Source organism: Spirabiliibacterium pneumoniae (assembly GCF_014884995.1).
GTDB lineage: Bacteria > Pseudomonadota > Gammaproteobacteria > Enterobacterales > Pasteurellaceae > Spirabiliibacterium > Spirabiliibacterium pneumoniae.
This window is the reverse complement of sequence record NZ_JABMII010000008.1, coordinates 141,048-165,552: the sequence shown is the minus strand read 5'-3', so window position 1 is coordinate 165,552 and position 24,505 is coordinate 141,048. Positions and strand designations below refer to the sequence as shown.

Annotated in this window: 26 protein-coding genes; 12 read left to right on the top strand and 14 right to left on the bottom strand. The window is 46.2% G+C overall.

Annotation, left to right across the window (positions count from 1 at the left end; all coding sequences use genetic code 11):
• Positions 1-4: 4 nt before the first annotated feature.
• From trpCF to trpE, 5 genes are read right to left on the bottom strand one after another with little or no spacing between them, the layout of a single operon-like run.
• Complete coding sequence (gene trpCF / locus HPC38_RS07000) at positions 5-1,414, bottom strand: bifunctional indole-3-glycerol-phosphate synthase TrpC/phosphoribosylanthranilate isomerase TrpF (protein ID WP_208120565.1); 1,410 nt, start codon at positions 1,412-1,414, stop codon at positions 5-7.
• Positions 1,414-2,421, bottom strand: coding sequence for an anthranilate phosphoribosyltransferase (gene trpD, locus HPC38_RS06995; RefSeq protein ID WP_208120564.1), 1,008 nt, complete (start codon positions 2,419-2,421; stop codon positions 1,414-1,416). The genes trpCF and trpD overlap by 1 nt, the downstream gene beginning before the upstream one ends.
• A 9-nt stretch (positions 2,422-2,430) precedes the next feature.
• Entirely contained in the window at positions 2,431-2,817 is a 387-nt protein-coding gene (locus HPC38_RS06990) for a tautomerase family protein (protein ID WP_208120563.1), read from the bottom strand.
• Entirely contained in the window at positions 2,814-3,398 is a 585-nt protein-coding gene (locus tag HPC38_RS06985) for an aminodeoxychorismate/anthranilate synthase component II (protein ID WP_208120562.1), read from the bottom strand. Before HPC38_RS06985 ends, HPC38_RS06990 begins: the two co-directional genes overlap by 4 nt.
• A gap of 2 nt (positions 3,399-3,400) precedes the next feature.
• Positions 3,401-4,951 carry an anthranilate synthase component I gene (gene trpE, locus HPC38_RS06980; protein WP_208120561.1) on the bottom strand — a complete coding sequence of 517 codons (1,551 nt, stop codon included), beginning with the start codon at positions 4,949-4,951 and terminating at the stop codon, positions 3,401-3,403.
• A gap of 176 nt (positions 4,952-5,127) precedes the next feature.
• Here trpE and sohB point away from each other — a divergent pair, with 176 nt between their 5' ends.
• Together sohB and ndk are read left to right on the top strand one after the other, a co-directional pair.
• Complete coding sequence (gene sohB / locus HPC38_RS06975) at positions 5,128-6,171, top strand: protease SohB (protein ID WP_208120560.1); 1,044 nt, start codon at positions 5,128-5,130, stop codon at positions 6,169-6,171.
• A gap of 83 nt (positions 6,172-6,254) precedes the next feature.
• Complete coding sequence (gene ndk, locus HPC38_RS06970; RefSeq protein ID WP_208120629.1) at positions 6,255-6,677, top strand: nucleoside-diphosphate kinase; 423 nt, start codon at positions 6,255-6,257, stop codon at positions 6,675-6,677.
• A 287-nt stretch (positions 6,678-6,964) separates the two neighbouring features.
• Here the strand turns inward: ndk and HPC38_RS06960 are convergent, their stop codons facing one another.
• Positions 6,965-7,108 carry an entericidin A/B family lipoprotein gene (locus tag HPC38_RS06960; protein WP_208118149.1) on the bottom strand — a complete coding sequence of 48 codons (144 nt, stop codon included), beginning with the start codon at positions 7,106-7,108 and terminating at the stop codon, positions 6,965-6,967.
• 111 nt (positions 7,109-7,219) lie between these two features.
• Positions 7,220-7,888, bottom strand: a complete 669-nt coding sequence (gene minC / locus HPC38_RS06955) for a septum site-determining protein MinC (RefSeq protein WP_208120558.1) — start codon at positions 7,886-7,888, stop codon at positions 7,220-7,222.
• 74 nt (positions 7,889-7,962) lie between these two features.
• Here minC and HPC38_RS06950 point away from each other — a divergent pair, with 74 nt between their 5' ends.
• From HPC38_RS06950 to HPC38_RS06940, 3 genes are read left to right on the top strand one after another with little or no spacing between them, the layout of a single operon-like run.
• The gene (locus HPC38_RS06950) at positions 7,963-8,211 is read left to right on the top strand and encodes a YcgL domain-containing protein (protein WP_208120557.1); all 249 of its coding nucleotides are present in this window, start codon (positions 7,963-7,965) and stop codon (positions 8,209-8,211) included.
• A gap of 5 nt (positions 8,212-8,216) precedes the next feature.
• Positions 8,217-9,296: a lytic murein transglycosylase gene (locus HPC38_RS06945; protein WP_208120556.1), complete on the top strand. Its 1,080-nt coding sequence runs from the start codon at positions 8,217-8,219 to the stop codon at positions 9,294-9,296.
• A gap of 19 nt (positions 9,297-9,315) precedes the next feature.
• The gene (locus HPC38_RS06940; RefSeq protein WP_208120555.1) at positions 9,316-9,972 is read left to right on the top strand and encodes a fumarylacetoacetate hydrolase family protein; all 657 of its coding nucleotides are present in this window, start codon (positions 9,316-9,318) and stop codon (positions 9,970-9,972) included.
• Here the strand turns inward: HPC38_RS06940 and yfaE are convergent.
• The 7 genes from yfaE to matP all read right to left on the bottom strand — a co-directional run bounded on the left by yfaE (position 9,969) and on the right by matP (position 17,302).
• Positions 9,969-10,229 carry a class I ribonucleotide reductase maintenance protein YfaE gene (yfaE, locus tag HPC38_RS06935; protein ID WP_208120554.1) on the bottom strand — a complete coding sequence of 87 codons (261 nt, stop codon included), beginning with the start codon at positions 10,227-10,229 and terminating at the stop codon, positions 9,969-9,971. The two genes, HPC38_RS06940 and yfaE, sit on opposite strands and share 4 nt — an antisense overlap.
• A 37-nt stretch (positions 10,230-10,266) precedes the next feature.
• Positions 10,267-11,397, bottom strand: a complete 1,131-nt coding sequence (nrdB, locus tag HPC38_RS06930; RefSeq protein ID WP_208120553.1) for a class Ia ribonucleoside-diphosphate reductase subunit beta — start codon at positions 11,395-11,397, stop codon at positions 10,267-10,269.
• 16 nt (positions 11,398-11,413) lie between these two features.
• A complete protein-coding gene (gene nrdA / locus HPC38_RS06925) occupies positions 11,414-13,684 on the bottom strand; it encodes a class 1a ribonucleoside-diphosphate reductase subunit alpha (protein ID WP_208120552.1) in 2,271 nt (756 codons plus the stop codon).
• 257 nt (positions 13,685-13,941) lie between these two features.
• Positions 13,942-14,742 (bottom strand): MOSC domain-containing protein, encoded by an 801-nt coding sequence (locus HPC38_RS06920; RefSeq protein WP_208120551.1) that lies wholly within the window; start codon positions 14,740-14,742, stop codon positions 13,942-13,944.
• A complete protein-coding gene (locus HPC38_RS06915; RefSeq protein WP_208120550.1) occupies positions 14,732-15,244 on the bottom strand; it encodes a DUF2301 domain-containing membrane protein in 513 nt (170 codons plus the stop codon). Before HPC38_RS06915 ends, HPC38_RS06920 begins: the two co-directional genes overlap by 11 nt.
• A gap of 98 nt (positions 15,245-15,342) precedes the next feature.
• The gene (locus HPC38_RS06910) at positions 15,343-16,743 is read right to left on the bottom strand and encodes a Do family serine endopeptidase (RefSeq protein ID WP_208120549.1); all 1,401 of its coding nucleotides are present in this window, start codon (positions 16,741-16,743) and stop codon (positions 15,343-15,345) included.
• A gap of 112 nt (positions 16,744-16,855) precedes the next feature.
• A complete protein-coding gene (gene matP / locus HPC38_RS06905) occupies positions 16,856-17,302 on the bottom strand; it encodes a macrodomain Ter protein MatP (protein WP_208120548.1) in 447 nt (148 codons plus the stop codon).
• 124 nt (positions 17,303-17,426) lie between these two features.
• Between matP and HPC38_RS06900 the strand changes: the two genes are divergently transcribed.
• From HPC38_RS06900 to HPC38_RS06870, 7 genes are all read left to right on the top strand, one after another.
• Positions 17,427-19,058 carry an AAA family ATPase gene (locus tag HPC38_RS06900; RefSeq protein ID WP_208120547.1) on the top strand — a complete coding sequence of 544 codons (1,632 nt, stop codon included), beginning with the start codon at positions 17,427-17,429 and terminating at the stop codon, positions 19,056-19,058.
• A gap of 88 nt (positions 19,059-19,146) precedes the next feature.
• Positions 19,147-19,674 (top strand): bifunctional 3-hydroxydecanoyl-ACP dehydratase/trans-2-decenoyl-ACP isomerase, encoded by a 528-nt coding sequence (gene fabA, locus HPC38_RS06895; RefSeq protein WP_208120546.1) that lies wholly within the window; start codon positions 19,147-19,149, stop codon positions 19,672-19,674.
• Between the two features lie 89 nt (positions 19,675-19,763).
• Positions 19,764-20,057 (top strand): hypothetical protein, encoded by a 294-nt coding sequence (locus HPC38_RS06890; RefSeq protein WP_208120545.1) that lies wholly within the window; start codon positions 19,764-19,766, stop codon positions 20,055-20,057.
• Positions 20,058-20,241: 184 nt separating this feature from the next.
• Positions 20,242-21,231, top strand: coding sequence for a phenylalanine--tRNA ligase subunit alpha (gene pheS / locus HPC38_RS06885; RefSeq protein ID WP_208120544.1), 990 nt, complete (start codon positions 20,242-20,244; stop codon positions 21,229-21,231).
• A gap of 10 nt (positions 21,232-21,241) precedes the next feature.
• Positions 21,242-23,629 carry a phenylalanine--tRNA ligase subunit beta gene (pheT, locus tag HPC38_RS06880; protein ID WP_208120543.1) on the top strand — a complete coding sequence of 796 codons (2,388 nt, stop codon included), beginning with the start codon at positions 21,242-21,244 and terminating at the stop codon, positions 23,627-23,629.
• A gap of 3 nt (positions 23,630-23,632) precedes the next feature.
• Positions 23,633-23,932, top strand: coding sequence for an integration host factor subunit alpha (locus tag HPC38_RS06875; RefSeq protein ID WP_208120542.1), 300 nt, complete (start codon positions 23,633-23,635; stop codon positions 23,930-23,932).
• Between the two features lie 23 nt (positions 23,933-23,955).
• Entirely contained in the window at positions 23,956-24,429 is a 474-nt protein-coding gene (locus HPC38_RS06870; protein WP_208120541.1) for a C40 family peptidase, read from the top strand.
• Positions 24,430-24,505: the final 76 nt, after the last annotated feature.

The following is a 24,505-nucleotide window of genomic DNA, read 5'->3' as shown; positions in this document are numbered from 1 at the left end:
TCTCTTATCGGATGCACTGTAAAAGTGCGGTTAATTTATCAGCGCTTTTGACTCCAGGGGATTTTTCCACGCCAGAGTTGATGTCTAAGCCTAAGCAGCCAATTTTAGAGGCTTGCTGAGCATTGTCTAAATTAATGCCACCAGCGAGCATAATGCGCTGCTTGTCTTGTTCAGGAATCAGTGTCCAATTAAAGGATTGCCCTGTGCCACCTTGAGCATTGCCAACACGCGTGTCACAGACAAAGCGGTCGATGTTATCATCGTCAGGCAGCGTGATGGTACTATCATCCGCAGCGATGGTGACGGCCTGCCAAATTTCAATCGCATCAGGCAGTGCGGCGCGCAATTGAGCAACAAAAGTGCGGTTTTCCTCACCATGGAGTTGTACGGCATAAAGATTTAGCTGACTTGCTATGCGCACAATGAAATCAATAGGTTGATTTTGAAACACGCCAACATAACGCAGCGGCGCAGCGATGGCAACCTCTTGTGCTTGACGCAGGCTTAACGCACGAGGTGACGCTGGGGCGAAAATCAAACCACCATAAAGTGCGCCCGCCTCAAACGCGCATTTTGCATCCTGTGCGCGGGTCAGGCCACAAACTTTGTTTTCACCAAAGATCACAGAGCGCACCGCACTTTGCAGATCATCGCTGCCCATCAGGCTCGAACCAATTAAAAAGGCGTCCACGTCGCCTTGCAATTGGCGCACTTGCTGATGGGTGTAGATGCCCGATTCACTCACCACAATGCGATCTGTTGGAATTTGGCGCGCCAGCGGTGATGTGCGGCTGAGATCAACGCTGAGATCGTGCAAATTGCGATTATTAATGCCAATCACTTTCGCATTGAGCTCAAGCGCGCGTTCAAGCTCCACGTCATTGGCCACTTCGGTCAATACGCCCATATTGAGCTGGTGAGCTAGGGTGGAAAGTGCGGTGTAGCCTTCGTCGCTTAACACTGACAGCATTAATAAAATGGCATCAGCCTGCGAGTGGCGCGCGAGATAAACTTGATATTCGCTGATGATAAAATCTTTGCATAGCACAGGCTGAGATGCGACAGCGCGCACCTGTTTGATGAACGCAAAATCGCCTTGGAAAAAGTGCTCATCCGTCAGCACAGAAATCGCGCTGGCGTAGTGTTTATACACACGGGCGATCTCAATTGGGTCAAAATCAGCGCGAATTAACCCCTTTGATGGTGAGGCCTTTTTACATTCAAGGATAAAGTGCGGTTGCTCTCTGGGGGCAAGTGCCACGTAAAAATCACGATCACTGGGTGTGATGTGCTCTTGCAGGGTGTTCAACGGCTCTTGCGCTTGACGCTCTGCAATCCAGCGTTGTTTATCCGCCACAATTTTTTGTAAAATCGTGGCTTGTTGGCTTAATTTTCTATTTAAAAATGCGCTCATTATTCCCCCTGTGCCACCGCTTGTAGTTGTTGCAAAGTGCGGTAGGCATTGCCACTGACGATGGTCTCTAGCACGCGTGTTGTGGTGGCTTTAAGATCATCATGGCCAAATAAACGCAGCAACAGTGCCGTGTTGGCCGCTACTGCATTAGCATGATAAATAGATCCTTTGCCTTGCAAAAGAGCAGTGAGCATGTGTGCATTTTCGTTTGGCAAACCGCCACGCAGCGTATCCAGTGGTTGTGTTGTCAGGCCAAAATCCGATGGGCTGAGAGTAAAATAGTCAATTTTGCCATTTTTTACTTCCGCCACCTGCGTTTCACCGTGCAGCGCTACCTCGTCTAAACCACAGCCATGCACCACGATGGTGTGTTCATGCCCCATTAAAAGTGCGGTTTGGGCGTAGCGTTCAATCAGTGCAGGCGTATAAACGCCTAGTAATTGTCTTGATGGTTTGGCAGGGTTAATTAGTGGCCCTAAGATATTAAAAATCGTTCTTGTTTTCAAAGCGTTGCGCACAGGCATCGCGTGCTTAAAGCCTGTGTGATATTGTTGCGCAAATAAAAAACATAGCCCAATGTCATCCAGTGCGATTCGTGCCTGTTTAGGATGCATATTAATATTGATGCCAAGGGCAGTTAATACATCGCTTGAGCCGCTTTTACTCGACACGCTGCGGTTGCCGTGCTTGGCAATTTTCGCTCCCAAGTGCGCTCCCACAATGGCGCTGGCGGTGGAAATGTTAATAGTATTTGCACCATCGCCACCTGTGCCCACAATATCAGCAAAAGGATAATCAGGGCGAGGGAAGGGCAGCGCAGCATTTTGTAAAGCTTTCACAGCACCAGCAATTTCATCATAGCTTTCTCCACGTACGCGCATGGCAATCAACGCAGCTGCCAGCTGCTCTGGTGCTAACTCGCCGTTAACAATGGCATTAAATAATTGCTCGCTTTGGTCTTGTGAAAGCCGCTCGCCTGAATAGAGCTGTTCTAAAATGGTCTGCATAAAATCTCTCTAACTATCTATGTTATAAGCAAAATGAATATCGTCGCCACTCATGCCACGTAACCCCCAGCAGTGGGTGGGCTGTTCTTTAATCAGAATATCAATCTCGTGAGGCAGTAGCCCAAGTTGTTTGTTCATTTCATCAAACAGCATACGAATCAGCAGCTTTTTCGCCTCGGGCAAATGCCCTTGCATGAGGTTAACTTCAATTTGCAAGTAATCCTGCGCGCTGCGATCGGCAAGAATAATATCGCCTGAGTCCAGCCCCACAAACCGCTGGCTCAGCTGCGTTGTCGGCAGTCCGAGTGCAAAAACAAGGCAGCGTTGCACAATGTTCGCCAGTGGCTTTTTTATTTGCTCAAGCTGTGGCTTTAAGCCGTAAATCACCACCATCATCGCGGCTCCAACAACCAGTCAATACTTTGTTTTAAAAGCTGCCCGCCTTGCACGGTTAAGATGGATTCAGGGTGAAATTGAAACGCGCAAATTGGCAAAGTGCGGTGGCGAATGGCCATTGGCAGCCCTTCAAAATGGGCGTTCACCACAAAATCAGGGTGAATATTTTGCCCAATCAGTGAATGATAACGGGCCACGGGCATCGGCGAGGGCAAATCGGCGAACATCGCCTGACCGTCATGTTCAATACGTGAGACTTTGCCGTGTAGAATTTCGCCAGCACTGACCACTTGCCCGCCAAAGGCTTCAATTAAGGCTTGATGCCCAAGGCAAATGCCTAAAATAGGCACGCGTCCTGCCATCGACTGGATTAACTCTAGCATAATGCCCGCCTCACTTGGCGCGCCAGGGCCTGGCGAGAGGGCGATCAGCGTATCGGGTTGTGAAAGTGCGGTTTGCTCAAGTAATTCGCGCTTACAGTCATTGCGATAAATCACGACCTTATGCCCAAGGCTGCGAAATTGATCCACCAGATTATAGGTAAAGGAATCAAAATTATCTAAAAATACAACGGTCGCCATGCTCAAGCTCCTTGTTCATTGGTTTGTGCAATCGCCAGCAACACCGCTTTGGCTTTATGGCGGGTTTCATCCGCTTCCATTTGCGGATCGGAATCCAACACTTCGCCGCAGCCTGCTTGAATATAAGCGACATTGTTTTGCACGAAGGCGGAGCGAATCACAATGCAGGTGTCGAAATCGCCTTGTGAGGTTAAATAGCCAACTGCACCACCGTAGCTGTGGCGACGGTGTTTTTCCACTTGGTAGAGCAGCTGCATCGCTTTAATTTTTGGCGCGCCAGTGAGTGTGCCCATGTTCATGCAGGCTTGATAGGCGTGCAACGCATCAAATTCATCGCGCAAGGTGCCGACCACGCGCGAAACAAGGTGCATAATGTGTGAATAACGATCCACCTGCATCAACTCCGCCACACGGCGTGAGCCACTGTTGCACACCCGTGCGATGTCATTGCGGGCTAAATCCACCAGCATCAAATGCTCAGAGAGTTCTTTTTTGTCCAACCGCAATTCCAGCTCTAAACGTGCATCCAGTTCATGATCGATGTCACCTTGGGCATTAAAGCCACGAGGGCGCGAGCCTGCAATGGGGTAAATTTCCAGCTGGCGTGTTGCGGGGGTGAATTTAAGTGCGCTTTCAGGCGATGCTCCGAATAAGGTGAAATCGCTATCTTGCATATAAAACATATACGGACTAGGATTGTTTTTTTTCAGCTGGCGATAGCTCGCCAACGCATTAGGGCATGCGATGGAGAAACGACGAGAAGGCACAATTTGAAACACGTCACCTGCGTAAATATGCTCTTTTAATTGGTTGATAATAGCTTTGAAAGCATCATCACCAATATTCACCTTTATCTCAGTTGACGCTGTTTGAGGTGATAGGTTGAGCGTGATTTGCTGGAGTTTTTCAGCAATCTCTTGCCCTTGCTGTTGTAGTATTGCTTGTTGCGTTGGATTAAAGCAGAAACTTTTCAGTTCAGTGCGTTGATTTTGGTGATCAAAAATCAATAATTGATCAGCAAGATAAAAGCAGTAGTCGGGGCAGTTGATGCCGTCATCGTTAAGCTCAATGCCTTCCATCGGGATAAATTGCGTAACCACGTCATAGCTGAATAATCCACCGAGATAAATCGCCTGCTGGGCATTGGCGTAGCATTGGGTAATAAAGCGTAACGCTGAGAAAATTGATGGTGCTTGTAATTTAGCATCTTCGTCAAGCGCATCGTCAGGTGGAATGAAACGCAGGGTGAGTGCGTTATCGCTTTGACTGATGATGCGAACCGCACTTTGTGCATTGGCGATACGGGCAACATGCGCAAGCACTGGTTCACCGTTGGCATTCAGTGCGGTGTAAGTGACTGAATCCGCAACACAGGCAATTTTGACCGCACTTTGCACAAATAAAAGGCTCGTTAAACTATTTTTACTTTGAATTTCAGCCGATTCTAATAAAAGCGTTGCGCCTTGATTTTGGCACAATGCGGCAAACACGGCTGTCGGGTCTGCGCAATAAGGTGTTTGTTGCGTTTGAATAGAGAGTATTGGTGTTGTCATTCTCAACCTTCTGATGTATTTTTCTTTTGCACTATTAAACTAGTACAAAAGTATAAAGTCAAGTTTTTTTACAGGCTTGTCTTAAAATGCGCTTAAGTGCGCAAATATTAAGCACAAAAGGATTGGCTAGCGTGAGTAATGCGGTATGATTGAGACAAAACGAATAAGGAGAGCTTATGTGGTCTGAAATTTTACTGAATTATGGCATTTTTATTTTAGAAGTGATTACCCTGTTGTTGATCATCGTGGGCATTTTTGCCCTGATCGTTGCACTTCGGCAGAAAAACAACGAGGGGCAAGGCACATTAAAAATCATTGATTTGAAAGAAAAGCAGCAAGATCAGCAAGAAAAATTAGCGGATTTTCGTCTTAATGAGGTCGCGCTAAAGCAAAAAGAAAAAGCACGCAAAGCGAAAGAGAAAGCCGAACAAAAAGCCCTCAAAGCCAAGCTCAAGCAAGACAAAAATGCCACACAAGCGCACAAACCATGCCTTTATGTGCTCAATTTTAAAGGGGATCTCGCCGCCAGTGGTGCACAGGCGCTGGCGCAAAGCATCAATGCTGTGATTGCGTGCGCTAAAGCCGATGACGAAGTGCTGCTGCGTTTAGAAAGCCCTGGTGGCTTGGTGCATGCCTATGGTTATGCCAGCTCTCAGCTTAATCGTTTAAAACAGCATGGCATTAAACTCACCGTGGCAGTGGACAAAGTGGCTGCCAGCGGCGGTTATATGATGGCATGCGTGGCGGATAAAATTATCGCAGCACCATTTGCTGTCATTGGCTCTGTTGGCGTTGTAGCGCAAATTCCGAATGTGCATCGCTTATTGAAAAAACACGATGTGGATGTTGAGGTGATGACCGCAGGCGAATATAAACGCACGATGACGGTCTTGGGTGAAAACACAGAAAAAGATCGTGAAAAATTCCAACAAGAGCTTAATGAAACACATCAGTTGTTCAAAGATTTTGTTCGCCAACATAGACCGCACTTAGACATTAATAAAATCGCCACTGGCGAACACTGGTTTGGCCAGCAAGCCTTTACGCTAGGTTTGGTAGATGAACTCGCCACCAGCGATGACGTCATTTTAAACGCAATGAAAGAAAAAGATGTACTCGAAGTGAGTTTCAATGAAAAAAAATCCCTACTACAAAAGCTAGGAAAACAAGCCCAAAAGGGTACTGAAACACTGCTGACTAATCTAACGAGTAGGATATGATAAAAACAGCATATCTATTAACATCTGCATTGATTAAAAAAGAAAAAGTTACTAATATGTGACATGATTTAATAAAAATAAGGATCTCTATGCAGCAAACCCTTTCAATTATTAAACCTGATGCGGTGGGGCGTCATTTAGTTGGGGCCATTTTAGCGCGTTTTGAGCAGGCGCATTTTTCGATTATCGCCAGTAAAATGTTGTGGTTGACTCGTGAGCAGGCGCAGGCATTTTATGCAGAGCATCAAGGGCAGCCATTTTATGAAGGATTACTAGAATTTATGACATCAGGGCCTGTTGTGGTGTCGGTGTTGCAAGGGGAAAATGCGGTCAGTGCGCAACGTGAGTTGATTGGTGCAACGGATCCAGCGCAGGCGCGGGTGGGCACTTTGCGTTATGATTTTGCTGAAAGTAAAAGCCGCAATGCGGTGCATGGCTCTGATTCTTTGGCGTCAGCTGCACGCGAGATTGCATTTTTCTTCACGCCTGATGAGATTTGTGCGTAATGAAGATAACGCACTGCCCAGAATGCAAGAAAAAGATGACAGGTGAGGTGAATTTTTGCCCTCACTGCGGCTTTTCGTTTTCATCGGATAGTATTGCGACGTTTAATGAAAAAATGGCGCGCTTACGGGAGCATAAACAAGAGGTAAATCGTAAAAGCGCAAAGTTGCAGTTGGTGTGGTTGGTGATTTTTGTGGTCGTGATTTTACTGGCGGGTTGGTTAACTAACTGACCGCACTTTGCATAATAAAAAAGGGAACTGGAGTTCCCTTTTTTGATCTGTATTCAATTATAGGCTTTTTTGAACGTCAGATGCTGTGTTGTTGATCGCTTGACCTGCAGCAGACACGTCTTCACCAGCGCCTTTCACAGTGTTACATGCAGTTAAAGAACCCACGGTTAATGCAAAAATTACAGCCCAAATCATTTTCATAGTGTTTCTCCTGATAAGTAAAACTTATTGTTATTCATACTTGGTTTTAATAAAACCGCCTTCATCATACACAGTTTTCATAGGCTTTTCAACTTTTAGTTTATTTTTTAATCAGTTATAGTCGAAAGCAGTGAAGATGAGTGTTTGTCCTTCAGCGCTGACACGTACACTGTGGAGTAAATAATCAATGGGAATCAGCGGTTTGGTCATATGTCGTTGACACACGGCAATAAACTCGGGGTCTAAAAATTGGGTGTAGAGTGCGCAGTGTTCATTATTCAACCCAGCCATTGCGCGGCCAAGCAACTTGCCATAGACATGAATGTTACCGTCGCTGACTACTTCCGCACCTGGCTGCACATCGCCAAAAATAATCAGATCACGATTTTTGGCATAAACACTGTTGTTTTTATTGATGTCACTATTGATCACCATAGGCGCGATGTAGCGCGGGGAAATCAGCTCTTCTTGACTTGAGCTTTTGCCCAGCGCAGGTAAATCATGGCTTAATATGAGTTCTTTTTGTAGTTTGTTTTGCCAGTTGCTCACCCCGATAAGTTGAATGCCAAACGCCATCAATAATGCTTTAAGGCGGTTTAAATCGCACTTTTCAAGCTCTGGAGTGTAATGCAAAATCACGGGTACATTTTGGAAAAAGAGTGGCGATTTCTCCACTTTTAAGGCAAGTGCTTTTTTTATTGCCGTCATGCTAGTGGCGTGAATACTGAGCACGATAGAAGAAAATTGGCCGGTGTGAAATTCAATAATGTTTTTCTGCATTGCTGAGAACTGGCTGAATGTCGTGTATAATGACGCAATATAACACAAATTTTGTGAAATGTCGGGAGAATTCAATGCAATGTACCATTTATAAAAGTGGTAAAAAAGAAGGAATGTATCTCTATTTGCGAGAGAAAGACGACTTCAGTGCTATTCCGCCGCTACTTTTGGCACAATTGGGTCAGTTGACGCTTGTTATGGAGCTGAATTTAAGCACGCGTGATAAACTTGCGCGCGCTGACATTGAACAGGTGAAAGCACAACTACGCGAGCAAGGCTTTTATTTACAAATGCCACCGAAAGATCCTTGGTTACAGGGATGAAATTAATGATAGGAAAAACCATGTTTAAATATACATTTTTATTGTCTGGCCTGATTTTAGCAGGCTGTAGTAGCAATACGGCGGTGCAATACCAAAGCCAGCCACCAGCCAACCGCACTTTAGATCAATTTCAACACTATGTGCATTATTTACAATATCAAGCCAAGCAACAAGGCGTGAGCGAGAAAACCATCGCGCAAAAAGGACAAAATGTGAACTACATTGCTCGCGCAGTTGAGCTGGATAATGCACAAGCGGAACGTGCGCAACGCAACCGTAACGCACCGCCGCGCCCTAATCCACATGGCATTACACGTTATCTCAATAAGGTACTAACTCCCCACAAAGTGGATGTGGCAGTGGAGCGTTATTGGCAACAATTGCCAGCTTTAACGAAAGCGAGCCAGCGTTATGGTGTGCCGACCGAGTACATTATGGCGCTGTGGGGCATGGAAAGCAGCTTTGGCTACTATCAAGGCAACTATGACGTGCTCTCTGTGTTGGCCACGCTAGCTTTTGACGGGCGCCGTGAAGCGCTCTTTAGCAAGGAGTATGTGGCTGCGTTGAAGATTTTGCAATCCAGTGTGATTGATCGTGCGCGCATGAAAGGCTCATGGGCAGGTGCCATGGGGCAGTCACAATTTATGCCAAGTTCATTTTTAAGCTACGCGGCTGATGGCGACAATGACGGAACAGAAGATATTTGGAAAAATCAATATGATGTATTTGCCTCCATCGCAAATTATCTCGCCACCGTTGGTTGGGATAAAACGCTGCCGTGGGGGCTAGAAGTGAGTTTAAGTGAGCCTATTTCGCTTGATCTTTCAGGCACGAAAGCAGCACAAAAACGCAGCCTAAGCCAATGGCAAGCCTTAGGTGTTATGCCAAAATCGGCGCTTGATGTTGGGCGTTGGCAGTCTTTAGGCAATGCGGATTTGTGGTTAGTGCAACCCAATAAAGAGGTCGGGCGTGCCTTTTTGGTGACCAATAATTACCGCACTTTATTAAATTGGAACAACTCTAATTATTTCGCTACCAGTATTGGCATGTTTGCCGATCGGATTAAACAACGGGTAAATCCATAATGTAAAAAAGGAGGGGAGCATGTATCAACACCGTGATATTAAAGGCAGTACGCTGGATTTGCCCGCTGGCAAAGTGGTGTGTGTCGGGCGCAATTATCATGAGCATATTAAAGAGCTTAATAACCCTGTGCCTAGCTCCCCTTTATTATTTATCAAGCCACAAACCGCACTTTGCTGTTTGCAAAATCCAATCTTGATCCCGAAAACCTTAGGGCGTGTGGAGCATGAGTTGGAAATTGCAGCTCTAATCGGCAAAGATCTTACCCAGGCCAGCGCAGAAGAAGCAAAAAGTGCGGTTTGCGCTTTTGCTGTAGCGCTGGATTTAACCTTGCGTGATGTGCAGGAATGCTGTAAAGCCAATGCGCATCCGTGGGAAATCGCTAAAGGGTTTGATAACGCTTGCCCCGTGTCGCCGTTTGTGCCCGTTGGACAGTTCTCCGATTGGACAGCCATTGATTTTAGTTTGCAAGTCAATGGTATGCTACGCCAAGCAGGCAACTCGCAACATATGTTGGTGGACATACCGCACTTAATCAGTTATGCCAGTCAGTTTTTCACGTTGCAAAAAGGCGATATTATGCTCACTGGCACGCCACAAGGCGTTGGCGAGTTACGCCTTGGTGATAAATTGGAGTTACATCTTGGCGAACACTGTTTTCATACTGAGGTGATTTAAAAATCAATTTCCAAATCGCTGTCGACTTTGCAGCAGCACAGGAGCATTTCACCAGGGTTTAAAGAAGCCAAGGGTGGCTGATTGTAATGTACTTCACCTTTAAGGAGTTTGACTCGGCAGGCGCCACAGAAACCTGAACGGCATTGATATTCATGCTCAATGCCGTTTTTTTCTAATGTTTCCAAAAGTGAGCCGTCGTCATTGTTATGCTTTACTGTATAGCCGAAGCGGGGCAGAGTTATTTTGTATATTTGCATAATAAAACCGCACTTTTAAAGTACGGTTACCTTTTTCTTAGAGATCAAAATCACCGAAATCGCTGGTGTCTACTTTAGAGTCAATTTGTCCGACTAAATAGGAACTGACTTCTACTTCTTGTGGTGCGACTTGAACATTGTCGGAAACCAACCAGGCGTTGATCCACGGAATTGGATTTGACCGCACTTCAAATGGCAGTGGTAAGCCGACCGCCTGCATACGGATATTGGTGATGTATTCCACATATTGGCAGAGAATGTCTTTGTTTAAGCCAATCATTGAGCCGTCTTTGAACAGATAATTGGCCCATTCTTTTTCTTGCTCAGCGGCTGCGAGAAATAGTTCATAGGCCTCAGTTTTGCATTCTTCTACAATCTCAGCCATTTCTGGGTCATCTTGACCTGATGCCATAATGTTGAGAATATGCTGGGTGCCAGTGAGGTGCAGCGCTTCATCGCGGGCGATAAATTTGATGATTTTAGCATTGCCTTCCATCAATTGACGTTCTGCGAAGGCGAACGAACAGGCGAAGCTGACATAGAAACGGATCGCTTCAAGTGCGTTGACGCTCATCAAGCACAGGTACAGTTGCTTTTTCAGGCTGCGTAAATTGACCACACACTCTTTGCTATCTACCGTGTAGGTGCCTTCGCCATACAGCGTGTAGAGTTGGGTGTCGCGGATAAAATCATCGTAGTAAGCGGAAATGTCTTTCGCGCGCTTGATAATTTCTTCATTAGTGACGATGTCGTCAAATATCACCGATGGATCGTTGACGATATTGCGGATAATGTGCGTATAGGAACGTGAGTGGATAGTTTCTGAAAATGTCCAAGTTTCAATCCATGTCTCAAGTTCTGGAATAGAGACCACGGGCAAAAGCGCCACATTTGGGCTGCGCCCTTGAATCGAATCCAGCAAGGTTTGGTATTTTAAGTTACTGATAAAAATATGCTTTTCGTGCTCAGGCAACGCTTGGTAATCAATGCGGTCTTGAGAAACATCGATTTCTTCAGGTCGCCAGAAAAACGACAATTGTTTTTCGATCAGCTTTTCAAAGGTTTCGTATTTTTGTTGGTCATAGCGTGCAACATTCACGTTCTGCCCGAAAAACATCGGCTCTTTGAGCTGATCATTTTTATTTTGTGAAAACGTAGTGTAAGCCATAAATACCTCATTTAAATTAAATTTTACACGCGCCGCCAGCACAGCCGTCGTCGATGTCTTCTTGTGAATCGTCAGCACCATCACGGGTGTTTTGGTAATAGAGCGTTTTCACGCCGTATTTGTAGGCGGTGAGCAGGTCGGCAAGCAGGCGTTTCATTGGCACTTTGCCGTCTTCAAAGCGTTTTGGATCGTAGTTGGTGTTGGTTGAAATTGCCTGATCGACAAATTTTTGCATAATCCCTACCAGTTGCAAATAGCCTTCGTTGTTTGGGATATCCCAGAGTAATTCGTAATTGTCGCTTAAGTTTTCATAATCGGGCACCACTTGGCGCAAAATGCCATCTTTAGACGCCTTAATGCTCACATGACCACGCGGTGGCTCAATGCCGTTGGTAGCATTGGAAATCTGCGATGATGTCTCAGACGGCATAAGTGCGGTCAAGGTCGAGTTGCGCAGGCCAAATTCTTGAATCTCCCCACGCAACGTTTCCCAGTCGTAGTGCAATGGCTCGGATGTGAGCTTGTCAATGTCTTTTTTATAGGTATCAATTGGCAAAATGCCTTTTGAATAGGTTGTTTCGTTAAAGTAACCGCACGGACCAAGCTCTTTCGCCAAATTATTTGACGCTTTGAGCAAGTAATATTGAATGGCTTCAAAAATGCGGTGAGTTAAGTCATTTGCACTGCCGTCAGAGTAACGCACGCCGTGTTTAGCCAAATAATAGGCAAAGTTAATCACCCCAATGCCAAGTGAGCGTCGACCCATAGAGCCTAAGCGCGCGGCCGTAATCGGGTAGTCTTGATAATCGAGCAAGGCATCGAGCGCGCGCACGGCGAGATCGGACAAGTCTTCTAGCTCATCGAGATTGTCTAACGCGCCGAGATTAAAGGCAGAAAGGGTACACAGGGCGATTTCGCCCTTTTCATCGTGAATATGCTCAAGCGGTTTGGTTGGCAGGGCAATTTCCAAACACAAGTTCGATTGACGCACGGGCGCCACATGCGGGTCAAACGGAGAGTGGGTGTTGCAGTGATCCACATTTTGGATATAAATGCGCCCTGTTGATGCGCGCTCTTGCATTAACAGCGAGAACAGCTCAATGGCTTTGACACTTCGCTTGCGAATGTTCGGATCGTTTTCATATTGCACATACAAACGCTCAAATTCTTCTTGGTCGGCGAAAAATGCGGTGTAAAGTCCAGGTACATCCGATGGACTAAACAATGTAATATTGCCACCTTTGATTAAGCGTTGATACATTAATTTATTAAGCTGCACGCCGTAGTCCATGTGGCGCACACGGTTATCTTCTACACCACGGTTATTTTTCAGCACTAATAGGCTTTCTACTTCTAAGTGCCAGAAAGGGTAATACACCGTGGCCGCGCCACCGCGCACCCCACCTTGGGAGCAGGATTTGACGGCAGTTTGGAAGTGTTTATAAAACGGAATACAGCCAGTATGGAAAGCCTCACCACCACGAATAGGGCTGCCGAGTGCACGGATTGCACCAGCGTTGATTCCAATCCCTGCACGCTGTGATACATATTTCACAATCGATGCTGCGGTGGCGTTGATTGAATCCAAGCTGTCGCCGCATTCGATCAACACGCACGAGCTAAATTGACGGGTTGGTGTCCGCACGCCAGCCATAATCGGTGTTGGCAAGGAGATTTTAAAGGTGGACACCGCATCATAAAAACGGCGCACATAGCTCAAACGCGTTTCTTGCGGATATTGGCTGAACAAACACGCCGCTACGAGCAAATACAAAAATTGTGCAGATTCATAAATTTCGCCTGTGACACGGTTTTGTACCAAGTATTTGCCTTCAAGCTGTTTCACAGCCGCGTAAGAAAATGTCATATCACGCCAATGGTCCAGATAGCCGTCCATTTCATCCCACTCTTCACGCGAGTAGTCGGTGAGCAATGCAGGATCATATTTGCCCATGCGCACCAGTTTTTTCACATGATCGTACAGGCGAGGTGGGTCAAAGTGGCCATAGGCTTTCTTGCGTAGGTGGAATACCGCTAAGCGCGCGGCGAGGTATTGATAGTCAGGAGCATCTTTGGTGATAAGGTCGGCAGCGGCTTTAATGATGGTTTCGTGGATATCGGATGTGCGAATGCCCTCATAAAATTGAATGTGTGAGCGCAACTCCACTTGTGAAACTGACACATTATCCAAACCTTCCGCAGCCCAAGTGATTACGCGGTGGATTTTATCCAAATCAATTGGCTCTAAGCGCCCGTCACGCTTAGTGACCATCAATGCTTTGTTCATAAGATGTCCTGTTTTCGATGATACAAACAACGATGTTAAAAGATTTAACAACTACTATATGTTGTGGTGGATTAAAAAACGAAATACAAGATAGTGATTTTCTATGACAAATTCAAGTGAAAAATTTGCCCCCTTGCCCTTGACTTTTTAAAATCGTAAACGAGCCAAAGGGTTAGACTTTTATCAAAATTTGAACAAATGAGAAAAATTCTCAAATTGTGATGTATGCCACATTCTGCCAACCGCACTTTTATGTTTTAGGCCAAAACGTCGATCGGATCATCAAGAGCAATGGTACCGCTGTTCACGGCAATTAAATTTGCCCCAAAAAGCGGTTGACCTTGAGCATTGGCAAAATGTTTTTTCAAGGTGCGAAAAGGCTCGGCTTTGGGTTCAAGTTGCCCGCTTTGTAGATCACGCGTGGTCAGTATGCAACGTTCGCAGGGCTTGGCGTGGATAAATTCCACTCCGCCAATGCGAAGACGTTGCCAGTGCAGTTCAGACAGCGCAGGTGCGTTGTCAATCACAATATTAGGGCGAAATTGGCGCATATCGATCACCACAGGGCAGTGCTGCTGCACATTGAGCAAACTTTGCTGATTGGTCAGCAGCAGTGGATAGCCATCGGCAAAGGAAAGTGCAGTCTGTGGGTAGCGCTTAATCCGCCGTGTGCTGCTGTGCCCACACCAACGCAGTTGCACCGCACTTTGTAGTTTTTGACTAAACCAGTGGTTAATCGCATCACTGGCCACATGGCTTATAAATGTCGTTCTCCAAACGGTGCAAAGTGCGGTTTGCTCAAAATCCGTGTAATGCACGTCAATATGGCTGCCATCACGGTGCGCCACGCACAAACCTGTGGCAGTGATGTGTGCCGTTAAGTCATACAGTGCGCCGTGTTTGCGTGCCGTGATAAAATTGCCGCTGAGGTCAGTGAGCATAAAACGGCGATCAAAGGTGATGCCTTCGTCGCTGATTTCCAGCTCGGTGACGGCTTGTGGCTGGGTCGATTTAATCGGGTAGAGATAAAGTGCGGTCACGTAAGGCCTAAACTTCATATTTGCATTTATCTCCAATATCAAAATGCAGTGGCATTCGTGCTTTTTTGATCGCAAGCCAGAAAAATAATACGCCACATAATGCAGCTAAAATTGTACTTATTGTTAAGCCTGTAAACGTGTGAGCAGCCCACAACAATACTAAAAAGAGTGGCTGTAGATTTAATAATGGCACACGAAAGCAAAAATATTCTTTAAAACATAACCCTCCAAGGGTCACAAAAAATGCACCCAGAGCGAGAGTATGCAGGTCGAGCAGGGCGAGAATTAGCCCAGTCCAGGTAGCAAACTGCAAAATTAGGCGGAATTTTTTGAGGTAAATATGTAAACTGCCAGCGCACAAGGTACTAGCTATCGCTAACAGTAAAAAGCCCGTGTGCGCGTAAGTGGAAGTGGTCAGTAAGCCAATGCCACCCGCTGCGAAAAAAAAGCCTAAACGGTATAAAATAACAGTTAAATAATCCCCTATGTCCATAGGGGATTTAATATGTGGGTCTGCCATTGAGCCTCCTGTTTTTGGCTGATTGTAGGGCAGTTGCGCAAAATTGCAAGATAAAAAAATCCCCAGCAAAACTGGGGATTGGAACAAAGTGCGGTCGGTTATTGCACTAGCATATAGAAATTGCTGTCGCCACGTTTAATATTGAGTGCAACCGCAGACGGTTTTTTCTCTAACATTTTGCGCAACTCGCTGATGTTGTTGACTCGTTGACGGTTAACGCCAATAATCACATCGCCTTTTTGCAATCCATAACGATCCGCTTCTGATTTCGGCGCTACATTGGTAATTTCAACGCCTTGCACGCCATCTTTATTATAGTTGCCAAGCTCTGCGCCTTTTAATGCAGGCATCACGCTTGAGGCAGTGGTTTGGCTTTGGTCGTCGGCTTGCAGCACAACATCAGTATCGTGGCTTTGCCCTTCACGTTGATAGGTGAGTTTCACGGTTTTGCCAGCACCCGTTGTTGCTACTTTAGCACGCAGCTCAGCAAAGCTATTAATTGGCTGTCCGTCAATGGCGGTGATCACATCACCAGCTTTCAATCCTGCCACTTCCGCTGCCGATTTTGGTATCACCTCACTGATAAATGCGCCTTTTTGTGCTTCCACGCCAAACGCTTTGGCAAGATCGGCATTGAGTTCACCGCCTTTGATGCCCAAGATACCACGGCGAACTTCACCGTATTCAATGATTTGTTTCACCAAATTATTCGCCATATTACTTGGGATCGCAAAGGCAATGCCGACATTACCACCACTTGGCGCGATGATCGCGGTATTAATACCGATCAGCTCACCGTTAAGGTTAATCAGCGCACCGCCAGAATTGCCACGGTTGACGGCTGCATCAGTTTGAATGTAGTTTTCATAATTGCCACTGCCTGACAGCATTGAACGACCAAGTGCAGAGACAATACCTGACGTTACAGTTTGTCCAAGGCCAAATGGATTACCGATGGCAACCACATAATCGCCCACGCGTAATTTGTCAGAGTTGGCAACAGTGATGGCAGTGAGATTTTTCGGGTTTTCCATTTGCAATAAGGCGACATCAGATTTGTTATCCGCGCCGATCAGTTTGGCTTTAAATTCCCGACCGTCTTGTAATGTGAGGCTGATTTTATCCGCGTTTTCGATAACGTGATTGTTGGTCAGCACATAACCTTTATCCGCATCAATAATCACCCCTGAGCCTAACCCTTGAAACTCCCGTGGTTCTGCGCCAAAGTCACGTCCAAAGAAAAATTTAAACTCCTCAGGGATTAATGATTCTTGCTTTTGCGTGCCAGAAACATTCACGGTGACTACACTTGGCAATACCTTTTGTAACATCGGCGCTAAACTCGGCAGCTGTTGGCCATCGTTTGCTGCTACCGTTGGGGTTTTGATAATGCTTTCAGCTAAGTTTGTTGCGCTTTCGGCATACGCAGGCAGTGTACTCAAGCTCAAGCCCAGTACAGCTGCAGCCAGCGTTGATAAAATAAAATTATTTTTTTTCATAAAATGTTCTCTATCCTGTAAAAGAAATTGTTAAGCCTAACGAAAGCTATGACAGATATTTGAGCAAAATGTTCACAGTTTCGTTAACAGGATAGATGGCATTGGATAAAAATTATTCAAGTAGCTGCTGGAGATTTTTCTTCATTAAGTCCATTTTGCTGGCGTAGCGTTCTTTGTTTTCAGCTTCATCAATCATATACATAATGGTTTCAGAAAGCGTCATTTTCATCTTGCGTGAATGGCGCGACAGCCGTGCCCAAACGTGGTATTCCAAATCAATAGATTTTTTCTTGGTGCTGCGTTTTTCGCCATTGAAATACCGCTTGCGCCGAGCGCGGATAGCTTGATCGAGTTTGACAGTCAAGGAGGGCGCGAGATGTTGAGCAATCCACTGTTCAATTAATGCTGGGTAATTTTGTGCTTGTAGTAGGATATTGGCTTTGTCGTTGGCCAAGCTTTGTTCATCGTAGCGGGTGATATTTTCCCCGTTGCGGATTTTTTTTGCTAAATAGAGCCATTTCCACTGCGCTTCTTGATTTTCTAATTTTTGGTATTTCATTGCTCCCCCTAAACTGTATTCGTGACAATGTCACTTTTACACAGTATACAGGGCTTTTTAGGCTTTGTGAATATTGGCGTGATAGGGTTATAATACCCAAAGTTAAATGAACTGAGAGAACACTGTGAGCATACAACCTTTATCTTATGCAGCCCTTGCCCCACAACCGCACTTTGACTTTGATATTCATCAAATACAGCCTTTTATGGCACTGCAAGGGCGCGCGTGTTCGGCATTGAGTGATTTGCTGACAGCGCCAATGGGGCGAGCGTTAGTATTGAAATGTGAAGATATCGCCTGTTATGGTGAATTGATTGCCCAGCACTTGCGCACACTGGGCGTGCAGACTGTGGTGAGTGCGTTATATTTTCAACACAGCACGCTGTTTGGCCGTGTTTACAACAGCCATGGACAAGTGGACTGTCAGCCTGGTTTGTTGCAGCAAGCTGACGGTGGGGTATTGTTGCTCGGTGTCACGGCATTGGTGCAGCATCCACAGTGGTGGTTTGTATTAAAACACGCGTTGCAAACAGGGCAGCTGCACTGGCCATTGCCTGAAAAAGCCAATCTGCCAGAGCCTGCGCCTGTGAAAGTGGCATTTAAATTGATATTGCTCGGCTCGCGTGAGCAGTTAGCTGCCTTGATGCAACTCGATGAAACGTTGTATGAATTGGCGCAATACAGCGAAATTGAACACTACTTTGACACCAGTACACCTGCCACATTACAGCAGTGGGCGGGGCTTGTGCAAGGTATTGTACAAACCTCGGGCAAGCTGTTTTCGGTGGACGGGTTGGCAGCGTTGTATCAATTGGGTGCGCGTGAAAGTGAAGATGGACAGCTGCAGCCGATTGCACTTGCTAAGTTACAAGGGCAAATTCATCGCATGACCGCACTTTGTGAGGGAGCAGAAATCGACCAAAGTGCGGTTTGGCGTTATGCCGATCGCATTCGCTATCAATATGCTTCGTTGGCGGATTTGAGCCTGCGGGAATACGTCAACCAGCAAATTTTTATTGAAACCCAAGGCGCTCGCATCGGGCAAGTTAATGGGTTGTCGGTCGTGGAATATGCAGGTACACCGATCAGCTTTGGCGAGCCAAGTCGCATTACCTGCACTGTGCAGCTTGGCGAGGGGGAAATCACCGATGTTGAGCGCAAAAATGATTTGGCGGGCAATGTTCACGGCAAAGGTACAATGCTGGCGCAATATTGCCTTGCTCATATGCTCAACTTGCCAGCACAATTGCCGTTTTCTGCTGCGATTGTCTTTGAACAGTCTTATTCCGACATTGACGGCGACAGCGCATCATTGGCGCAATTTTGTGCATTGGTGAGTGCGTTGGCCGAGGTGCCAATTGCGCAACATATTGCGATCACGGGCGCCATTGACCAAAGTGGGCGGGTACACAGTGTCGGCGGGGTGAATCAAAAAATTGAAGGCTTTTTTGCCCTTTGTCAACGGCGCGGACTCACTGGCGAGCAGGGGGTGATTATTCCTAAAATCACATGCTCACAACTTAGCCTGCACCCAGAAGTGATTGCGGCAGTGAAAACAGGTCAGTTTGCGATCTGGTGTGTGGAAAATGTTGAACAAGCGTTAGCTATTTTAACTGGTCAACCCCTGTTTAGCGATGACGCTACCGTTGAGTCATTGTCTGATCTTATCTCAGCAAGGCTAGAGAATAAAACGCAAAGTGCGGTTGGGCATTTTTATCGTGTACTTGTACAAGGCTTGGCTAAATTCAAGAAATAATTTCAGCATACACTTGTGAGCTGTTTTCAATTTGATTTAACTCTGCTAGAATGCCGTCATTGCAGCGCGAAAAAGGAGAACAGAGCGAATGAGCAATTCCATTAACAAAAAATCGTCATATACCTATGATGAGTTGATTGCATCAGGTAAAGGAGAGCTTTTTGGGCAGGATGGCCCGCCATTGCCTGCACCACCGATGTTGATGATGGATGAAATCACCACAATGCGTGAAGATGGTGGGCATTTTGGCAAAGGCTATGTGGAAGCAGTGTTTAACATTAAGCCCGATTTATGGTTCTTCCAATGTCATTTTATTAACGACCCTGTGATGCCAGGCTGTTTGGGCTTAGATGCCATGTGGCAACTTGTGGGCTTTTATCTTGGCTGGCTTGGCGGTAAAGGCAAAGGGCGTGCGTTAGGCGTGGGCGAAGTGAAATTCACGGGGCAAATTTTGCCTAGCGCGAAAAAGGTCATTTATCGCTTGCACCTTAAACGGGTGATTAACCGTAAATTGGTGATGGGCGTGGCCGACGGTGAAGTGGAAGTTGACGGGCGTGTTATATACACCGCAACTGATCTCAAAGTGGGCTTGTTCCAAGACACCACCACATTTTAATTTCATCGTAATCAAACCGCACTTTAGTCATTAAAGTGCGGTTTTTTTGTGTATAATCACGCTGATTATTTATTATTATGAGGAGCGTTATGTATCGCTTTATTCTTATCAGCGCAAGTGCATTGTTGAGTGCTTGCACGCAGACCCCAATATCTGGCGATAGCGCATTGCCAAGTTATCAGGCAGAACACCAAACCCCAGCGCCAAATGCTAAGCAAAAAACGTCGCAAAATCAAACACAAAGCGTGCTAAATGCCAGCGATTATGCTCAGCCTGTGCGGACACAACCCGTGCGCATTGCCCCTCGTGTTGGCTTTGGCTACGCTTTGGGTGATTTTTATGGCCCAAGCATCGGGGCGAATTTTTATCCATGGTGGTGGTAAAAGTCTAATAACTAGATGATTTTTCAAATTTATTAGAGTATTATATAGCCACACCGAATCGTTAATAAATTAGAGATCATTACTATGCTCGCCATATGATGTTTTCGACGCGTCAAACTGTCTGAGATCGTGTAATCAAGGCAAGTTTTGCGTTAATGTGGCAAGGGCTGATCTTGGAGAAAAAATGGAACAATTACAACATATTACATCCCAAGCACTGGATGCCATTGCCAATGCCAATGATATTGCCACATTGGACGGTGTGCGGGTTGACTACTTTGGGAAGAAAGGGCAATTTACCGCCTTAATGCAAGGTTTGCGCGATGTGCCTGCGCAAGAGCGCCCAGCGGCGGGGCAGAAAATCAATGCAGCCAAGGTGCAAGTGCAAGAAGCCCTCAATACACGTAAAACCGCACTTGAGCAAGCTCAGCTCAATGAACAATTAGCAAAAGAAGCACTGGATGTATCGCTGCCTGGTCGTAATAGTGATTGCGGTGGGTTGCACCCTGTGACTATCACAATCAACCGTGTTACCCAATTTTTTTCAGAGCTGGGTTTTAGTGTTGAACAAGGCCCTGAAATCGAAACCGATTACTACAACTTTGATGCGCTCAACATTCCAGCGCATCACCCAGCACGTGCGGATCATGATACATTTTGGTTCGATGTCAACCGCCTGCTGCGCACCCAAACCTCTGGCGTACAAATCCGAACTATGGAAAAACAACATCCGCCAATTCGCATTATGGCGCCAGGGCGGGTATATCGTAATGATTACGATCAAACACACACGCCGATGTTTCACCAAATAGAGCTATTATTTGTCGATAAAAAAGCCAATTTCACTGAGCTTAAAGGATTGTTGCACCGCTTTTTGCGTAATTTCTTTGAAGAAGATTTAAAAATCCGCTTTCGTCCGTCTTATTTCCCATTTACAGAGCCTTCTGCAGAAGTGGATGTGATGGGTAAAAACGGCAAATGGTTAGAAGTGCTCGGCTGCGGGATGGTTCACCCTAATGTGTTGAGCAATGTGGGCATTGATTCGAATGAATATTCTGGCTTTGCCGTCGGCATGGGGGTTGAGCGTTTAACCATGTTGCGTTACAACGTCACAGATTTGCGAGCGTTTTTTGAAAATGATTTGCGCTTTTTGAAACAATTTAAAACGCTGTAAGGTGAGATAGATGAAATTAAATGAATTATGGCTGCGTGAGTGGGTCAATCCCGCTATCTCAACAGCTGAGTTAGCCGAACAAATTACCATGCTTGGCCTTGAAGTGGACGGCATTGAACCTTGCGCGGGCGACTTCTCAGGTGTAGTGGTTGGTGAAGTCGTTGAATGCAAACAACACCCGAACGCAGATAAACTGCGCGTAACCAAAGTCAATGTGGGGGGAGATACCCTGCTGGATATCGTTTGTGGTGCACCTAACTGTCGTCAAGGCTTAAAAGTGGCTTGCGCCACCGTTGGGGCTGTGTTGCCAGGCGATTTTAAAATTAAAAAAGCGAAGCTGCGTGGCGAACCGTCTGAAGGCATGCTGTGTTCTTACAAAGAGCTGGGTATCGAGCTTGATTCCAGCGGCATCATTGAACTGCCAGCAGATGCACCCGTTGGGCAAGATTTGCGGGCGTATCTTAAGCTCGATGACAACTCAATTGAAATTAGTTTAACCCCAAACCGTGCGGATTGTTTAAGCGTGCGTGGTGTTGCGCGTGAGCTAGGGGTTGTTAATAGAGTAGATGCCAGCGAGCCTGTCATTGCGCCAGTTAAATCAACGTTAAGCGATAAGGTCGCCATTGATGTGCAAGCACCTCAAGCATGTCCGCGTTATCTTGCGCGAGTGATTAAAAATGTGAATGTACAGGCAGACACACCATTATGGATGCAAGAGAAACTGCGCCGTTGTGGCCTGCGCTCGATCGATCCAGTGGTGGATGTCACCAACTATATTTTGTTGGAATTAGGGCAGCCGATGCACGCCTTCGATGCCGATAAAATAAGCCAACCGATTGTGGTGCGTATGGCGAAAGAAGGCGAGCAGCTGACATTACTGGATGAAAGTGACGTAAAATTAAAAGCGAATACGCTAGTTATTGCCGATCAAACTGGGCCTGTTGCGATGGCGGGTATTTTTGGAGGGTTGCACACAGGGGTTACATCAGGCACCCGAAATGTGATTTTAGAATCTGCCTTTTTTGCGCCACTGGCGATTACAGGGCGTGCGCGTCAATATGGCTTACATACGGATTCATCTCACCGTTTTGAACGTGGCGTGGATTACATGTTACAACGTCACGCAATGGAGCGCGCGACCGCACTTTTGATTGAGATTTGTGGCGGTGAAGCTGGTGAGATTTGTGAAGTGGTCAGCGAGACAGACTTACCAAAACAAAACAGCGTAACATTGCGCCGTAGTAAGCTTGATTCGCTGCTAGGTCATCACATTGAGGATGACATCGTGACTGACATTTTGACTCGGCTTGGGTTTGATGTGACATTCTTTAATGACCAATGGACGGCAAAACCAACCAGCTGGCGTTTTGATATTGCCATTGAAGAAGATTTGATTGAAGAAGTCGCACGCATTTATGGCTATAACGCTATTCCAAATTGTGCACCATTGGCACACTTGACGATGCGTGAGCATAAAGAGGCCGATGTGGCGCTTTCACGCATTAAAACCGCACTTGTTGATCGTGACTACCAAGAAGCGGTGACTTACAGCTTTGTTGACCCAAAAGTACAACAAAAATTGCACCCAGAGCAGCCAGCCTTGATTTTGCCGAACCCAATTTCAGCCGATATGTCGGCGATGCGTTTGTCATTGCTGCCTGGGCTTTTAGGCGCATTGGTGTATAACCAAAATCGCCAACAAAATCGCATCCGTTTGTTTGAAACAGGTCTGCGTTTTGTCCCTGATGAAAACGCTGAAGCTGGCGTGCGCCAAGAATTTGTGCTAAGTGCGGTCATAACTGGTCCGCGGCACAATGAAAATTGGTTTGAAAAGAGCGAAAGTGCGGACTTTTATGACCTCAAAGGTGATTTGGACAGCATCTTGCAACTTACTCGTGCAGCCAGCCGTGTAATTTATGTCAGCAAAGTTTTTCCAGCCCTGCATCCTGGGCAGTCGGCTGCGATAGTACTAGATGGGCAAGAAGTGGGCTTTATTGGTAGCCTGCACCCACAAATTGCGCAAAGTCTAGGCATTAACGGTCGTGCAATTGTGTTTGAGATTTTGTGGTCAGCCCTTGCCGAGCGCGACATTGTGCAAGCCAAGCCAATTTCTCGTTTTCCTGCCAATCGCAGGGATATTGCTGTTGTGGTCAGCCAAGATGTCGCTGCAGCAGATGTTGTTGCAGCGTGTCGTAGCGCTGCAGGTGAAACGCTCACTCAAGTTAACTTGTTTGATGTTTATCAAGGCACAGGAGTGGCCGATGGGTGTAAAAGTCTTGCGATCAGCTTGATTTTACAAGACCAACAAAAAACGCTCGAAGAAGACGATATTACCCAGATAGTATCGAATGTTGTATCTGAGTTGAAGCAGCGTTTTAATGCTTATTTGAGAGATTAAACTATGACTTTAACGAAAGTAGAAATTGCAGAGTATTTGATTGAAAAGCTCGATTTGAGTAAACGTGAAGCTAAAGAGTTGGTGGAAAGTTTTTTTGAGCAAATTCGCACCTGTTTAGAACAAGGTGAAGATGTTAAACTCTCAGGCTTTGGCAATTTTCAATTGAGAGATAAAAAATCACGTCCAGGACGCAATCCTAAAACGGGTGAAAGTGTAGCTGTTTCCGCCCGCCGAGTGGTTGTGTTCAAACCAGGGCAAAAATTGCGCTCACGCGTGGCACAACAATATTCACGCAAGGCCTGATTGAAATGTGGCGCACAACCGTTATGGCATTCATACTGGCTGCTTTGGTCGGGTGTTCATCAAGCGGTGGAGAAGAAGAGCGTGTGGCAAGCACAGGGCATTATACCACCCACTTGCCAGACCCTATCTACACGATTGCGCAGCTCAGCGAACAGCAGCATAGCTGGCAGGGTACACCTTATGTGCTTGGAGGACAATCTCGACGGGGTGTAGATTGCTCAGGCTTTGTACAAACCACGTTTGCTCAGCGTTTTAACATCAGGCTTCCACGCACCACCAAAGCGCAAGCAAAGCAAGGGGTACGGGTTTCAAGGCGCGACATTCAAACAGGTGATTTGGTGTTTTTTAAAACAGGGCGGGGGCCAAATGGCTACCATGTGGGGATTTATGTTAAAGACGATTTATTCTTGCATGCCTCCACCAAAGGCGGGGTGATTTATTCCTCGCTCAACTCGCCTTATTGGAAAAAGGTTTATTGGCAAACTAGACGGCTTTAAACCACTGGTGTAACAATCTAAAAAAGGAGTGTTTATGAGCACATTAACTTACGCATTAATTACGGTTATCGGCGCC

Bases quoted from the DNA above. Each gene is read 5' to 3' on its own strand.
- trpCF (WP_208120565.1), bottom strand. From the start codon at position 1,414: ATGAGCGCATTTTTAAATAGAAAATTAAGCCAACAAGCCACGATTTTA.
- trpD (WP_208120564.1), bottom strand. From the start codon at position 2,421: ATGCAGACCATTTTAGAACAGCTCTATTCAGGCGAGCGGCTTTCACAA.
- HPC38_RS06990 (WP_208120563.1), bottom strand. From the start codon at position 2,817: ATGATGGTGGTGATTTACGGCTTAAAGCCACAGCTTGAGCAAATAAAA.
- HPC38_RS06985 (WP_208120562.1), bottom strand. From the start codon at position 3,398: ATGGCGACCGTTGTATTTTTAGATAATTTTGATTCCTTTACCTATAAT.
- trpE (WP_208120561.1), bottom strand. From the start codon at position 4,951: ATGACAACACCAATACTCTCTATTCAAACGCAACAAACACCTTATTGC.
- sohB (WP_208120560.1), top strand. From the start codon at position 5,128: ATGTGGTCTGAAATTTTACTGAATTATGGCATTTTTATTTTAGAAGTG.
- HPC38_RS06960 (WP_208118149.1), bottom strand. From the start codon at position 7,108: ATGAAAATGATTTGGGCTGTAATTTTTGCATTAACCGTGGGTTCTTTA.
- minC (WP_208120558.1), bottom strand. From the start codon at position 7,888: ATGCAGAAAAACATTATTGAATTTCACACCGGCCAATTTTCTTCTATC.
- HPC38_RS06950 (WP_208120557.1), top strand. From the start codon at position 7,963: ATGCAATGTACCATTTATAAAAGTGGTAAAAAAGAAGGAATGTATCTC.
- HPC38_RS06945 (WP_208120556.1), top strand. From the start codon at position 8,217: ATGATAGGAAAAACCATGTTTAAATATACATTTTTATTGTCTGGCCTG.
- HPC38_RS06940 (WP_208120555.1), top strand. From the start codon at position 9,316: ATGTATCAACACCGTGATATTAAAGGCAGTACGCTGGATTTGCCCGCT.
- yfaE (WP_208120554.1), bottom strand. From the start codon at position 10,229: ATGCAAATATACAAAATAACTCTGCCCCGCTTCGGCTATACAGTAAAG.
- nrdB (WP_208120553.1), bottom strand. From the start codon at position 11,397: ATGGCTTACACTACGTTTTCACAAAATAAAAATGATCAGCTCAAAGAG.
- nrdA (WP_208120552.1), bottom strand. From the start codon at position 13,684: ATGAACAAAGCATTGATGGTCACTAAGCGTGACGGGCGCTTAGAGCCA.
- HPC38_RS06920 (WP_208120551.1), bottom strand. From the start codon at position 14,742: ATGAAGTTTAGGCCTTACGTGACCGCACTTTATCTCTACCCGATTAAA.
- HPC38_RS06915 (WP_208120550.1), bottom strand. From the start codon at position 15,244: ATGGCAGACCCACATATTAAATCCCCTATGGACATAGGGGATTATTTA.
- HPC38_RS06910 (WP_208120549.1), bottom strand. From the start codon at position 16,743: ATGAAAAAAAATAATTTTATTTTATCAACGCTGGCTGCAGCTGTACTG.
- matP (WP_208120548.1), bottom strand. From the start codon at position 17,302: ATGAAATACCAAAAATTAGAAAATCAAGAAGCGCAGTGGAAATGGCTC.
- fabA (WP_208120546.1), top strand. From the start codon at position 19,147: ATGAGCAATTCCATTAACAAAAAATCGTCATATACCTATGATGAGTTG.
- HPC38_RS06890 (WP_208120545.1), top strand. From the start codon at position 19,764: ATGTATCGCTTTATTCTTATCAGCGCAAGTGCATTGTTGAGTGCTTGC.
- pheS (WP_208120544.1), top strand. From the start codon at position 20,242: ATGGAACAATTACAACATATTACATCCCAAGCACTGGATGCCATTGCC.
- pheT (WP_208120543.1), top strand. From the start codon at position 21,242: ATGAAATTAAATGAATTATGGCTGCGTGAGTGGGTCAATCCCGCTATC.
- HPC38_RS06875 (WP_208120542.1), top strand. From the start codon at position 23,633: ATGACTTTAACGAAAGTAGAAATTGCAGAGTATTTGATTGAAAAGCTC.
- HPC38_RS06870 (WP_208120541.1), top strand. From the start codon at position 23,956: ATGGCATTCATACTGGCTGCTTTGGTCGGGTGTTCATCAAGCGGTGGA.